This is a genomic window from Acinetobacter sp. YH12251, assembly GCF_013417465.1.
Lineage (GTDB): Bacteria > Pseudomonadota > Gammaproteobacteria > Pseudomonadales > Moraxellaceae > Acinetobacter > Acinetobacter amyesii.
The window spans coordinates 204987-219133 of the sequence record NZ_VPDZ01000006.1 but is presented as its reverse complement, the minus strand read 5'-3'; the positions used below and the strand labels follow the sequence as shown (position 1 = coordinate 219133).

Annotated in this window: 15 protein-coding genes; 1 reads left to right on the top strand and 14 read right to left on the bottom strand. The window is 40.9% G+C overall.

Annotation, left to right across the window (positions count from 1 at the left end; translation table 11 throughout):
• Window positions 1-20 precede the first annotated feature (20 nt).
• Complete coding sequence (locus FTV27_RS06950) at window positions 21-467, top strand: GatB/YqeY domain-containing protein (RefSeq protein ID WP_078193617.1); 447 nt, start codon at window positions 21-23, stop codon at window positions 465-467.
• A gap of 113 nt (window positions 468-580) precedes the next feature.
• On the opposite strand, the gene FTV27_RS06945 is transcribed toward FTV27_RS06950, so the two are convergent.
• From FTV27_RS06945 to FTV27_RS06880, 14 genes are all read right to left on the bottom strand, one after another.
• Complete coding sequence (locus FTV27_RS06945; RefSeq protein ID WP_180077695.1) at window positions 581-1129, bottom strand: GNAT family N-acetyltransferase; 549 nt, start codon at window positions 1127-1129, stop codon at window positions 581-583.
• A gap of 47 nt (window positions 1130-1176) precedes the next feature.
• Window positions 1177-1536 (bottom strand): hypothetical protein, encoded by a 360-nt coding sequence (locus tag FTV27_RS06940; RefSeq protein ID WP_111885700.1) that lies wholly within the window; start codon window positions 1534-1536, stop codon window positions 1177-1179.
• Window positions 1537-1658: 122 nt separating this feature from the next.
• Window positions 1659-3098: a M48 family metalloprotease gene (locus tag FTV27_RS06935; protein WP_180077693.1), complete on the bottom strand. Its 1440-nt coding sequence runs from the start codon at window positions 3096-3098 to the stop codon at window positions 1659-1661.
• An 85-nt stretch (window positions 3099-3183) separates the two neighbouring features.
• Window positions 3184-4155 (bottom strand): D-glycerate dehydrogenase, encoded by a 972-nt coding sequence (locus tag FTV27_RS06930; protein ID WP_180077691.1) that lies wholly within the window; start codon window positions 4153-4155, stop codon window positions 3184-3186.
• Window positions 4156-4175: 20 nt separating this feature from the next.
• Window positions 4176-4823, bottom strand: a complete 648-nt coding sequence (locus FTV27_RS06925; RefSeq protein WP_180077689.1) for a hypothetical protein — start codon at window positions 4821-4823, stop codon at window positions 4176-4178.
• A 174-nt stretch (window positions 4824-4997) separates the two neighbouring features.
• Window positions 4998-6887, bottom strand: a complete 1890-nt coding sequence (locus tag FTV27_RS06920; protein WP_180077687.1) for a M48 family metalloprotease — start codon at window positions 6885-6887, stop codon at window positions 4998-5000.
• A 91-nt stretch (window positions 6888-6978) separates the two neighbouring features.
• A complete protein-coding gene (gene purF / locus FTV27_RS06915) occupies window positions 6979-8517 on the bottom strand; it encodes an amidophosphoribosyltransferase (RefSeq protein ID WP_078193623.1) in 1539 nt (512 codons plus the stop codon).
• Between the two features lie 24 nt (window positions 8518-8541).
• Complete coding sequence (locus FTV27_RS06910) at window positions 8542-9129, bottom strand: CvpA family protein (protein WP_078188866.1); 588 nt, start codon at window positions 9127-9129, stop codon at window positions 8542-8544.
• A gap of 5 nt (window positions 9130-9134) precedes the next feature.
• Entirely contained in the window at window positions 9135-10136 is a 1002-nt protein-coding gene (locus tag FTV27_RS06905) for a quinone-dependent dihydroorotate dehydrogenase (protein ID WP_078188867.1), read from the bottom strand.
• 90 nt (window positions 10137-10226) lie between these two features.
• Complete coding sequence (gspM, locus tag FTV27_RS06900) at window positions 10227-10706, bottom strand: type II secretion system protein GspM (RefSeq protein ID WP_111885689.1); 480 nt, start codon at window positions 10704-10706, stop codon at window positions 10227-10229.
• Window positions 10706-11845 carry a type II secretion system protein GspL gene (gene gspL, locus FTV27_RS06895; protein ID WP_180077685.1) on the bottom strand — a complete coding sequence of 380 codons (1140 nt, stop codon included), beginning with the start codon at window positions 11843-11845 and terminating at the stop codon, window positions 10706-10708. Before gspL ends, gspM begins: the two co-directional genes overlap by 1 nt.
• A gap of 27 nt (window positions 11846-11872) precedes the next feature.
• Window positions 11873-12328 carry a phosphoglycerate mutase family protein gene (locus FTV27_RS06890; protein ID WP_180077683.1) on the bottom strand — a complete coding sequence of 152 codons (456 nt, stop codon included), beginning with the start codon at window positions 12326-12328 and terminating at the stop codon, window positions 11873-11875.
• Between the two features lie 79 nt (window positions 12329-12407).
• Window positions 12408-13481: an NAD(P)H-dependent glycerol-3-phosphate dehydrogenase gene (locus tag FTV27_RS06885; RefSeq protein WP_180077681.1), complete on the bottom strand. Its 1074-nt coding sequence runs from the start codon at window positions 13479-13481 to the stop codon at window positions 12408-12410.
• A 60-nt stretch (window positions 13482-13541) separates the two neighbouring features.
• Entirely contained in the window at window positions 13542-14132 is a 591-nt protein-coding gene (locus FTV27_RS06880) for a nitroreductase family protein (protein ID WP_218948321.1), read from the bottom strand.
• Between the last annotated feature and the right edge of the window lie 15 nt (window positions 14133-14147).

The following is a 14147-nucleotide window of genomic DNA, read 5'->3' as shown; positions in this document are numbered from 1 at the left end:
GACTAACTTGGACAAGATAAATGACTACTTTAAAAAACCAAATAACTGAAGTTTTAAAAGCCGCTATGCGTGCTAAAGAAATGGACAAGTTAACGGTAATACGTAGTCTACAGGCAGCAATCAAGCAAATCGAAGTCGATGAGCGCATAGAGCTTGACGATAAGCAAGTTCTTGCGGTCATTGAAAAGCAAATCAAACAACGCAAAGAATCGGTTAAAGCCTTTTTAGGTGCAAACCGAGATGATTTAGCTAGTAAGGAACAAGCCGAGATTGAGGTGTTATCTCAATTTCTACCAGAAGCTATGACTGAGGAAGAACTTGATTCCATCATTGCGCAAACAATTACTGCGCAAGAAGCTACTAGCATGAAAGATATGGGTAAGGTGATGAACTCTCTACGTCCGCTCATAGCCGGACGTGCCGATCCCGCACAAGTTTCAGCTAAAATTAAAGCGAAACTCTCTTAATCTTTCATCTATATTGTTTGATTTGGTCTATTTAAGTACGCTGATGACTTAAATAGCCAAATTATCCAAATTCAAAAATAATTCAAATACATACATCATTTATTTTTTCTTTATTATCTAACGATTTCATACTTACAAATATCTCGCCAACTTCCATCTACTGGATTTTGAATTGCCGCTTCATCGATTTCAATCAATTTAAAATCTGCTCGTTCACATAGACGTCGCGCTCGCTTGTTTTCCACATCTACAAAAGCGTTTAATTGCTGAAATCCTAGACCATTTAATAATTGATCCACAAATAACTGCAAGGCTTCAGTCATCAAACCCTGCCCTTTAAATTCAACATTTCCCCAAAATCCAACGTTAGCTTGGTTTTCCATCCAATTGATTTGATGAATATCCATGACACCTAAAAAGTTATGCGACTGTTGCTCACGAATCACATAAACAAAATTTTCCTGATTTAACGCAGCCAACACTCTCGAAGCCAATGAAGCATCTAAATTAGGTTCTTGTAAGGACCAAGCCAAACTTGCAGGAAACATTCGTAAGGTTACTATACTTTGACAAATCGCCTCATAAAGTGCTTTTGCATCGTGGCGCTGAATCAACTGAAGCGTGATTCTGCCATGACTCATATCAAAATCATCGAGTTTCATTTTTATTCAGTTTCTCGTAATGATTTAAAATGCTTATAAATTAATTTTTAATTTAGGGCACATTGAACATTATATTTTTTTAATAATTGCATCTCTTTTGATGCGATCACCTGCTGAATCACATCCTGCTTATTCATATTACGGTACTCACGATCTAAAAATGCACGATTTTCGTCTGCAGCACGATAAAGATCATTCACATAAGTCTGAACAATACCGCAGTATTTCACTTGCTGGTCTGCTTTAAATCCCTGTTGCTGCGGATCTAACTGACTAAAAAATTGGCGTACATCGGTTTTATATTTTTCGTTAATATCATTCACAGCAATCACATATTGCTCTGCGCTAGCAGCTGCAATATTCGTTGCTAAGCCCAACAGACAGGCCGCCAAAATCATATTTTTCATTTGTAAGTTCTTAATCATAAAACATTTTACATCCAGCTAGTTTACACTGATTAATCCAAGCCACTAAAACTACAATTTACACTTTATAATCGACATAGATAAGTGCATCACATTTGAAATCTTTATATTTTTAATTTCCGTTCATTTTGCATTTCATCTACACGTTGCTTGATTTTCGCAGCAAGACTTTTCGAGTCTTTGGTGATGCGCTGTGCCTGTAACAAAGATTTAATCGCGCGTTCTTCATCCCCACCCCAATACTCTACTTCAGCTCGATATCGCAGCACATTGACCGAACGGAAGCTTGCGTCTTTGTCTGCATCAGCCATTTGCAACATGAGTCGCCAACCACTCAAGTCACGTGGATTTGCTTGTAAAAATCGCTGTAGAATCAGTTGTGCTTGCGCATATTCTTTGTTTCGAATCAAAGCCTCTGCATATTTATAATTTAATGCACGATTTTCAGGCATGATGATTGCCGAACTTTTCACAGCGTTCACGGCTTCAGCCGCTTTGTTTTGACCCAACAGCACATCGGTCTGCAAAATAGTAAAAAGTGCATGCGAAGCATTTTGTTTTGCTGCTTCATTTAATAACTTTTGAGCAGCACTAAAGTCACCTTGTTTAATATGCAAGCTCACCAAAGCCAACTCAGCTGCATAATTCTTTTGTGCCACCATTGCATTTAATTGCAATTCAGTTGCCTGACCTGAGAGTACTCGACTATACCAGCGCAGAATGTCAAAATCTTGATCAACCAAACTGGTTTTAACTTTAGGCAACTGATTGGCACGTAAGCGAGCTTCGCTCGTACGCTCCGTGGTTAATGGATGCGTCAACCAAAAATCAGGCAGAAAGCTCACTCGACTCGTAGAGCGATGCATCACTTCAAAGAAGTCAGCCATGCTCTGAGGATTGTATCCTGCACGGTACATATACTGCATCCCGATGCGGTCTGCTTCACGTTCTTGATTGCGGCTATAGGTTAGCTGTTTATCCATTAAAGCGGCTTGTGAACCCATCATTACAGCCGCACCTACATCACCATCTGCCTGTGAGGCCACCAAGGCTCCGACCAAGATACCGGCTAGGGACAATAAACCTTGCCCTTTAAAAGCTTCTTGTGAACGACTGTAATGACGTTGTGAGACATGTGCAATTTCATGCGCCATCACCCCTGCCACTTCATCCATGTTGCGAGCGGAATTAATTAATCCAGCATTTAATGCAAATAAACCACCCGGTACAGCAAAAGCATTAATTTGTGGATCATTAATTAATAACAATCCGACCGGTTGGTTGAGTTGGGTTTGGCTTAAAATATGCGTAAAGACAGATAAAAGACGATCTTCCATCCACGGATTTTCAGTCACAGGAAGTTGACGATGCACCTCACGATACACTTTCTCACCAATGGCACGTTCTTTTTGTTGATCCAACAAGCCGACGCCACTACCTATTTCAGGCACAGAAAATTGTGGGGATGAACTAAAATCTACGGACTGCGTCTGCGCCAATGTCGAACAAAGCCCGAGACCACATGCCAGTAAAATCTTTTTCAAAGTCTATTCTCTAAATTTCATATTCGTACTTCATCGAATATAGCATTGAATTTTGGTGAATTATGGAGAAAACTGTTGTGATTGTTTATTCAAATTTTGGATTGACCACATAGCGTGGCGCGCGCTCATGTACCAAAACATCCACTAGATTTTGATAAGCCAACTCTGCCATACGTTTACGGGTTGCCGCTGTTGCTGAACCCACATGGGGTAATGTCACGACATTGGCTAATGTAAATAATGGCGATTCTTGAAGCGGCTCTTGCTCATAAACATCTAAGCCTGCTGCAAAAATTTGACCACGACTTAATGCATCGATTAAAGCGGCTTCATCAATCACTGAACCGCGTGAAATATTGACCAATACCGCATGCGATTGCATCAAGGCCAACTCACGTTCACCAATTAAAGCTTTCGATTCTGCATTTAAATCCACTGCAACGACCACAAAGTCAGCACGTTGCAACAAATCATCCAAATCGCAATATTGCGCTGATAAAGATTCAGCCAATTCAATTTTTTCTCGGCGATTATGATAGAGCACATTCATATTAAAGCCGTAGCGAGCACGACGCCCAATCGCTGCGCCAATATGCCCTAAGCCAATAATTCCGATGGTTTTAGCAAAGACATCCATGCCAAATTGCTCAGGACCCACTGTACGCTTCCACTGCCCTTGTTTGGTCCATTGATCCAATACAGCCACTTTACGTGCTGCACTCATCAACAAGGTAAATGCTAAATCTGCTGTAGTTTCCGTCAATACATGCGGAGTGTGGCTCAACCAGATATTTTTTTGGTTTAAAAATGCTAGATCATAGTTGTCATAACCGACACTTACACTTGAGATGACTTTTAATTGTGATGCATGGGCTAAATTCGAAGCATTCAACAAACGCCCCGCACCAATCATGGCGTCAGCATCTTTTGAATGCTCAAGTATTTGCTGATTCACATCGCCCAATTTAGGGCTAATTTGGAAAACTTTAAATTGCTGTTCTAAACGTTGAATTATTTCTTGATCTATTTGACTAAAAACCACTACTTTTTTTTGCATAAATTTTCCATTTACGTAATTTAAGTATTTTGTCCTGCCTTATTCTGCATAAATTGCCATAGGCGCTTTTTCAATAAAGGCTGTTCAATCATTTGCTGTAAAGATGCCAATGGATACACCTTCGCATGCTCTAAATGCGGAATATCGCCTAGGCAAATGACATTTTTATCTAAGCTCATCGCATCGATAAAACCCTGTACATAAGATGCTGCACCACGACCATCTTGCAAATTCACCCAACCAAAAGGCCACTGTAAAGCAAAGAAATCGGCACTGACTGCGCGCTGAATATTGCTCCACAAAACTTGCTGCTCTGCCGTTAATTCTGTGGCATCAATGACAATGACACAGTGCATTAAACAGATGGCTTCTAAGTTAAACGAAGGGATTTGAACAATTGGACGAACTTCAACAGTTTCAACAACCTTTGGTTCATCTTTTGGTGCTTCTACAGGTTGATTTACAACAACATCAACGTTTTTTTTAAGCTCAGTCTGTGATGGAACAGGCGTTGGCTGAGGCGCATTTTTGAGTAGGATTTCAGAGACTATTTCAGGAGCCGCCTGATCTCGCCAAATATTTGAGCTAAATTGCTGACACGGTGCTGCCTGAGGAATCCATATATCAATTCCCATTGCCGCCATTATGCTTCGCTGATGCCCAATCATGCTTTCATTTTCACCTATTCAAGGCTTGATATTCTAACGGGATTCACTCTGTTTTGCTGAACTTTTATAAATCAATTAGATCATACTATTTCTTTAAAGATTCTGTAGACTTGCTCAGACTAATTTTGACTTAAAATTAAACAATTTATTCATAAATCAAGCCGCTATAAATAATTATACGATCATCAAACTATTTTTCTTTTGCATTAGTTCAACTATCTCAGCTGATTCAAATCCAATACGCCAATATAGTAGCTGCAGAACATCCAACTCATCTTGCGTGATAATTCGATCATTCCATAAACATATTTCAGCAACCCCAAGAATGCTTAACCGCTCACGCAGCAGCAGCCCAGAAATATCATTTAGGATTTCAGCCAAATCAATTGGCTCATCAGAAATATCTCGATAAAACTCTAGTTCTTCTTTCGTTAAGATTCGATTGAGGATTTTTTCACGCACTTCGAGTTGGTTGTCACTGTTAATTTGTTGCACATGCAACAAGGCATCAATCAAACGCACAATACTCGGTTTTACATCTTCTAAAGACGTAGGTGTATGTGCAGGCAACAGATTCAACTCATATTTCACTGTTTCAAGTAGTAAGGCGTCGAGTAATCCAATTTCACCATCTTCTTGAATAATTTTGGCCAGCTTGGTTAAGAACTGCCGTGAAATTATTGCTGGCATGGTACCAATATTTTTACATGCCTCATGAAAAATGGAGATATGCACACGACCATCAAGATTCAATAAGGCATCCACAATCGCACGACTCACTTCAGCTTCAGTCGGAATAAACTCTCGATACTGACGAATCATTAAAATAGCAACCATCACCTCACGCGAACCCGTTGCTGTTTGCAAGGCACGTTGGATCAATTCAGGCCGCTGCCAATTTTCACGAATCTCGGGGTTCAACGGTTTAATTGCATCTCGTATCGCAAAACTAATCGGTGACAAGCGCAGTAAAGGTAATGGTTGTGGCGAGTTCCATGGTGTTGCAACATCTGGACTAGCTTCTTCTAGTGAACGGAATAAATAAAATAGCGGCTGGTTTCGCAGTTTTTTTAAATTTTCTAGTTGCAAGTCATGAATGAGCGCCGGATTCAATTCAAAAATACGCTGTTCAATACTTGGGTGAATATTCATCCAGTTTTGCGGACTGAGTGAGTTTGCAAAACACATATGAGAAATCGATTCCGCATATTCACTATGAATTTGCGAACCTGAATGATGCACATAAATCCTTAATAAGGTTTGAATATTGGCATCATTTTGAATCAGACGTTTAGTTTTCTGGTCATTACGATAGGTTCGAGAACCTAAAGAGATATATTTAATAAAGCGGGAAATCAAAACACCTAAACTACCGATCAACCAAATAACTGCGCCAATCGCTACAAAGAGCGTTTCAAACTTATTGTCCCTTGCTTGTCCATTTTTATAGAAACCACGTTTTGCAATTTTACTGCCCCACTGACTAAAGGTCGTCAAACCGCTATATAAGATTTTCAAACGGGTATTTTCAGCAGCTTCCCCCGACAAGATCTTATTAAATTCATGGCTCAGCAAACCATACATTTCCATCTCATCTAGGGTTTGTAAAGCACCCCAGGTTAAAATGATCGATGTATCTCGAGGGCTAAAACCAGCGGTGAGCGCATTCACACCCACTTCATCAGGTAGGACATAAAGTGCAGGAGTATCGATTAAAAAAGTATCTGCCAGCTGCTCAGTCATACGCAGTGCAACACTTTCTTCAGGAATACTTTCTATCAGACTGAGACGACGCGCACCTAATTGTTTGGCAAGTGAATAACCACCTAAACGAAAGGTGTAAAAATCATAGAGAACTGAAACCAACATAATCAGCAGTACAGCAGCCACTAAAAATGGGCTAAGGACATGCCAATAGATAGACTGAGTGGAATCATAATAATCCACAATTAAACCGACAATTACATTAATAATTGCGACGGTCAAAAACACTGCCGCCATACACATGGTGACAGGCCAAAACATATTTTTGTTTTTTATAAAATCATAACCCACACGTCTCAATGTAATACCCTTAAGCTACATTGTCTTTTGTTTGCTCATCATAAATGAAAAAAGCGGGAAATTCCCGCTTTTTCAGTGTGTTTTCAGCAGATTATTCTTCGCGAACACCTGTTAAATCCACAGAAGCTGCATCAATGTTAACATCGATATAAGCTGGCTTTTCATTTTTTGCAGAGTCATTACGCTTACGCTCTAATGCTGCCAAATATTCAGCATCAATACCACCTGCCACATATTTACCATCAAATACCGAGCAATCAAAGTCTTGTAACTCAGGGACTTTCTTGGTGCGTACTGCAGATTTCAGATCTTCCAAGTCTTGGAAAATCAAGCGATCAGCACCAATAATTTCACGAATTTCTTCAACGCTACGTTCTGACGCAATCAGTTCAGATTTGGCTGGCATATCGATACCGTACACGTTTGGATATTTCACCATCGGTGCAGCAGACGCAAAGAATACTTTTTTCGCACCCGCATCACGCGCCATTTGAATGATTTCGTTACAAGTCGTACCACGTACAATCGAGTCATCGACCAATAGTACGTTTTTGCCTTGGAACTCTAGCTCTACAGGGTTAAGCTTTTGACGCACAGATTTTTTACGAAGTTGCTGACCCGGCATAATGAAGGTACGACCGATATAACGGTTCTTCATGAAGCCTTCACGGAATTTCACACCTAAAGTATTTGCAAGCTCTAGCGCTGAAGTACGTGAAGTATCAGGAATTGGGATCACGACATCGATATCGTGCTCATCACCCCATTCACGTAGAATTTTCTGAGCAAGTTTTTCGCCCATTTTCAAACGTGCTTTGTAAACTGAAATACCGTCAATGGTTGCGTCTGGACGCGCAAAATATACGTATTCAAAGATACAAGGACGATATTCAGGGGCTACTGCACACTGCTTGGTCGACATCACGCCATCAGCAGTAATATAAATTGCTTCACCCGGTGCAATATCACGTTCAACCTTAAAGCCGAGCGCGGTAATTGCGACAGATTCAGACGCAATGATATATTCCATACCATTTTCAGTTTCACGCGAACCGTAGATCAATGGACGAATACCATTTGGATCACGGAAACCTACAAGGCCCTGACCGGTGATCATAGCAACAACCGCATAACCACCTTTGCAACGTTCATGCACACGTGATACCACGTGGAATACATCTTCAGCGCTTGGTGTAAGTTTTGCGCGTTTTTGCAATTCGTGAGCAAATACGTTTAATAATACTTCTGAGTCTGAATCGGTGTTCATATGACGTAAGTCAGTCTTGAACAAGTCATCATGAATTTCAGCAGCATTAGTTAAGTTACCATTATGTGCAAGCGTGATGCCATAAGGTGAGTTTACATAGAATGGCTGAGCTTCAGCACTGCTTGAAGAACCAGCAGTTGGGTAACGAACATGGCCAATACCATAATTACCCTGTAATGCACGCATATGACGTGTGTGGAACACATCACGCACCATACCCGTATCTTTACGCAGGAATAAACGACCATCCTGACAAGTTACGATCCCGGCTGCATCCTGTCCACGATGTTGTAACATCGTTAACGCATCAAACAACATTTGGTTAACAGGTGATTTACCAGCTATACCAACTACTCCACACATAGCAACCTCGCAGACAAGCTAGGGTTAATAAAAAGGATTATTTGTTGACTCACCCGATCCAGAACGTCCGTGCTTGTTCTGCGACTCAGATGGTAGGTCTGAAGATTTCTGAGCATCTTCAGACTGAATATGATGAAGTGCTTGATTTGCAGCATCTTTGGACAATTCGGTTGCCCAAGGCGCATATGGCAATAATGACTGAACCATTTTAGATTGTTTCCAATGTGGTGAACTTTCTACCCAAGGACCTAATCCCTGCATAGTGATCAACACCACCAACAATCCTTTTAAGCTTCCAAAAACACCACCCGCCAGTCGATTTAAAGGACCGAGTTTTAATGTTTTCAAAATACTATTCAATAACCATGTAGCGACCCAAGTCATGACTACAATCAACAATACAATAAATGCGAACGCGGCAATCTTCTGTACCACTGGATCTGTACTTAAAGATGTCATCGAAGGTGCAAGGACGGTTGCATACTTTGCCGCAATGACAAGTGCAAGAATCCATCCAATGAAGTTCGCAAAGGCTTTTACAAATCCTTGACGCAAACCGTTAAGCCCTCCAATGAGCAAAATAATCAGTATAAAGATATCAATGGTATTCATGATATTTACAATGCGTCTACGCAGTCTTTTACAAGTGTCGGACCTGTATATATGAGGCCACTATACACTTGTACAAGGCTTGCTCCTGCTTTTTGTTTCGCAACAGCATCCGCGCCCGACAAAATACCACCCACACCGATCAATGGAATTTGACCGTTTAATACTTTAGCAAAAGCAGCCAAACATGCCGTACTTTTTTCAAAGACTGGCGCACCGGATAGACCACCAGCTTCATCACCAAATGGAAGGCCTTCAACACCTTCACGTGACAAAGTCGTATTGGTAACAATCAGACCATCAATTTTAAATTTTAACAATTGTTGTGCAATAAAATTAATGTCTTCAGGTTCTAGATCTGGTGCAACTTTAAGTACTAAGGGTACATAATGTTGATTTTCATCCGCCAATTCGAGTTGACGTTTCTTGAGCGTCTCTAACAGTTCAGTCAAAGCATCACCGCTTTGTAAGCTGCGAAGATTTTTTGTGTTAGGAGATGAAATATTAACCGTAATATACGAAGCGTAGTTATAAACTTTTTCTAGACAAATCAGATAATCGTCAACTGCTTTTTCAACAGGTGTGACTGCATTTTTACCGATATTGATCCCAAGTACACCCTTAAATTTTGCAGCTTTGACATTTTCGATCAGCTGATCCACGCCATCGTTGTTAAAACCCATACGGTTAATAATGGCTTTTGCTTTCGGTAAACGAAATAAACGAGGTTCAGGGTTCCCTGATTGTGGAAGTGGTGTAATTGTACCAATTTCAATAAAGCCGAAGCCCTGGCTCGCCAGCGCATCGATATAAGCACCGTTTTTATCAAGACCGGCTGCTAAACCAACAGGATTAGGAAATTCGATTCCCATACATGTCACTGGTTTAGACGCCACGTTTTGACGCATCATTCCCATCTTGTGAGAAGATTTCAACAGCGATAATGTCAGCTCATGTGCACGCTCTGGTGCTAAAGTAAACAACAAAGGGCGGGCTAGAGAATACAACATATCTATAAAAGTCTACTGCTTTTTAAGTCGGCATATTATAGGCACAGCACAAATAAAACACCATGCTTAGCAGATCTTTATTTTTACCGATTATTGTACACTCGCTGTTAATTTGACCTGTCCCGCTTCAGAACTTAACTCCATCTTTTCAATACTTAAGCCCATTTGAACCAATTGAGTCAAAAAATTGGCCAGAATTGCATAATTTTCATGCATCACTGCAATCTGTATTTGCTCACCGACTTGTTGAGATGCCACGGATAAACCCTGTTGTTGCGATACACGCTGAACTTTTTCCAACGCGCTCAGTTGTGTATCACCTGCCGGTTTCATCGTGACGGCATTACTTTGCATCCAAACAACAGTATCTTTGAGTTCATTCACGCGCTTTTGTTGAAAATTTGCAGCTTTGTTCATATAAAACAGTGCCGAACCAATCGCTGCCCCTACAACAAAAATTGTGGTAAAGATCACCATGACTCGTTCACGAGTAGAAAGTTGGTCTAAATAATCAGTGATGCGCTCAATTTGCCCATCTATACGTTGCTGTAGGTTTTCCATTTTTATCATTATTGTATTTTCACCAATCCAATCGCGCCGTTGGCACTTGGTTGAATATTCCCTAATTCGACTTTAAAACCTTGTTGTTTTAATTGATTGGTTAGGGTTTGTAGTACTTCTGCCGAATTAGCTTTTAACTCCATATTCAGCATCGAGGATTCATAGCTCACACGATTTGCAGAAATTTGGTTTTGCATTAGAACAGGACCAACACGGCTCAGTAAGGACAGCGCCTGCGCATTGCCGGTTTGACTCTGACGCAATTGTGACTCGAACTGGCTTTTCAGCGTTTGTTCAGTGACAGGATAGCTTTGCCCAAACCAATATTTAAACTGATCAATCGCTTGTGACGCAGTGATATTTGCGACTTTTTTGTATTGATACCAACGAACTGCATCATAACTAAACTGAGTAATTAGAGCCGCAACCAAAACAGCTGCACATGCTTTCCAATAGCCACTCACACCCGTATTGGCTTTGGCTTTCGGCAAAACATTGAGTGGATGTTGTTTCGGTTTTTTTATATTGGGTAATTCATAATGAAAAGATTCAATGTGATCATGCGTTACAGCAGCTTCAAGACTATGCGTCTGATCTGAACTTAGATTTGAAATCTTATAGTTCGGCTGACCAATTTGATAATCTAAGTACAAAGCCAAATCATCAACGGATTGCCCGACATATTCACCATTTCGGACCAATAAATGACCGCTGACATTTGCCAAAACATGTTGCCCAGCTTCTGGGCTTGGCAAGACCAAAAAGTCAGGTAATAACGAAATGACTTTTACAGGAATTAGCGTCAAAGCATGCTGCATCGTTTCAACTGTACTATGCGCAATCCCCATGACCGTTAATTCATCTGGACTTTGAAAATGATGCAATACTTTCATTGCATCCAAAGGCAAAATGACATATTCCTCAAGTAAATATTTTACGCCGTCTGGGCCAAGTTTTTTATATTGGTTTTTTGGAAAATTTTGCTGAATGATTTGTACATCACGACTTGGAAAGAAAACAACCGCTTCCTTTCCCGCATGTGGCTGAATTTCCTGAATCAATTGTTCAAGCGTCGATGACTGCTTCCAGAAATCCCCTTCTGACCATTGCCAAACCCCATTGGCTTCGGGCATCCATAAATACAACATTAATTTTTCTGCCGTTTTAATTGGTTTTTATGTTGATGGTATAAACGTTTTAATTTGTGTTGATAACCCTGGAGCAATGACCGCTTGTTCATAAATGCGCGCTTCTGCCAAAGCATAGGGATTAAAATATTCTGAGACCAAAACACTGGCCATATGTGCCACAACGTTCATATGGCACACCACTACAATAGACTCATACGGTAAATGTGACAACCATTCCACTGCAACTTTGGCATCATCTTCCGGTTTGATGGCATTACAAATAACCACAGGCACATGTGGAAAATGTTTTTGCAAAGATGAAAGTGTTTGCTGCGCACGCAGTAGCGGACTCACCACAAAAACGTCTGGTTGAATTATATCTTTCAAATATGCTGCAGTTTCTGCCGCTTGAGTTTGTCCGCGCGCTGTTAAAGGACGCTTTTCATCATTCCCCATTACTGGCGAAGCAGCTTCGCCATGCCTAACCAATGTCAGTTGCATAAAATTTCCTTATTCTATTCCGCACATTATATATAGCCAGTATGACAAAGCTATGTGTATTGCATATTAATCAGCAAACTTAAACTTGCTGATGTGGCAAAACAAATTCAACATCACTACGATGGCCATTTTTCATCAGTGACAATGCAATATTCAGTGCCGGTGCACCTTCAAAAATCACTTCGTACAAGGCACTGGTAATTGGCATATATACACCGAGCTCTTCAGAGCGTGCGCGTACTTGCACAATGGTATTAATCCCTTCCGCAGTTTGTCCCAGTTCTTTGGTGGCTTGCTCTAAGCTTTTACCACTACCGAGTGCAAAGCCGACTTGGTAATTACGGCTGAGCGGACTACTACAAGTTGCAAATAAATCACCGACACCAGATAAACCTAGGAATGTTAACGGGTTTGCGCCCAATTTCACTGCAAAACGGCTCATTTCTGCCAAAGCACGTGTCAAAATCATACTCTTGGTATTTTCACCGACACCATAAGCCGCAGCTAGACCCATCGCGACTGCATAGATATTTTTCAGAGCACCGCCCAATTCCACGCCATGCACATCATCACTGGCAAATACACGGAACAACGCACTGTGTAGCGCTTGTTGAACTGCATAACGAACCAGCTCAGATTGGCTTGCGATCACTGTTCCTGCTGGTTGTCCTGCAACAATTTCCTTCGCCAAGTTTGGCCCTGAAAGCACACCATAAGGGACTTCAGGAAGTTCTTCACGAATAATATCGCTCATAAAGCTAAAGGTATTGGCTTCAATACCTTTGGTTAAAGACACCACTGCTTGTGACGTGATAAAAGGCTTGATCTGCTGTAAAACACTACGGAAGGAATGGCTCGGAATGGCCACCAAAATAATGTCACGATTACATACTGCTTTTTCTAAATCTGAAACAGCAAGCAAACTTGCTTCTAATTGAAAATCTGGCAAGTAACGTTTATTAATATGTGTTGCATTAATGTCCGCAGCTACCGCCTCATCACGAATCCATATCATGGTGTCACAGCCATTCCGTACTGCGGTATTGGCCATCGCAGTACCAAAACTCCCACCACCCAACACCGTAACACGTAGTGCATTTTTTTGGTCAACTGACACAGGGCTAACAAGACTTGCAAAATCAAGTTCTGACATTGTTCTTTTATCCTAATTTCTTTACTGATCGAACTTCATCAATCGATCTATTTTTCACTTTTATTGGTTTGCTTTATGCCAATGGCTTACAAAGTCAGCAGACTGTATTTCAGCACGAGGTGGAATTGCTTTCACAGCTGTACCGATATAAATAATGCCTGAAATCAAATCGTTTTCCGTTAAGCCTAAGGCTTGTTTAAACAATTTAGATTCAACCACCGCCCCACTACGCCACATGGTTGAAAAGCCCTGTGCTTGTAAAGAGAGCAAAAAGTTTTGTACTGCTGCGCCTGAACTTAAAATTTGTTCGAAATGCGGAACTTTGGGATGATCTTGTAATTGAGTTAAAGCCAAAACCAATAGTGGCGCACGAAATGGATGGTGTTTCACACGTTCCAACTGCGCTTCTTCTGTTTGTCCAGTATCGGCTAAAGCATGTGAAAGCAACTCACCAAATGCTTCACGTTCAGTTTCAGAAATAATCACGAAACGCGTAGGCTTAAGACGATGATGATCTGGCGCCGTTAAAGCGGCTTGAAACGCATTTTCCAATTGCTCAGCATTCGGCGCAGGTTCAATTAAATGACCAATCGACTGACGCTGATGAATATTTTGATGAACTGTATCAACTGCTGATTTTAGAATTGACATCTATACACTGTACTT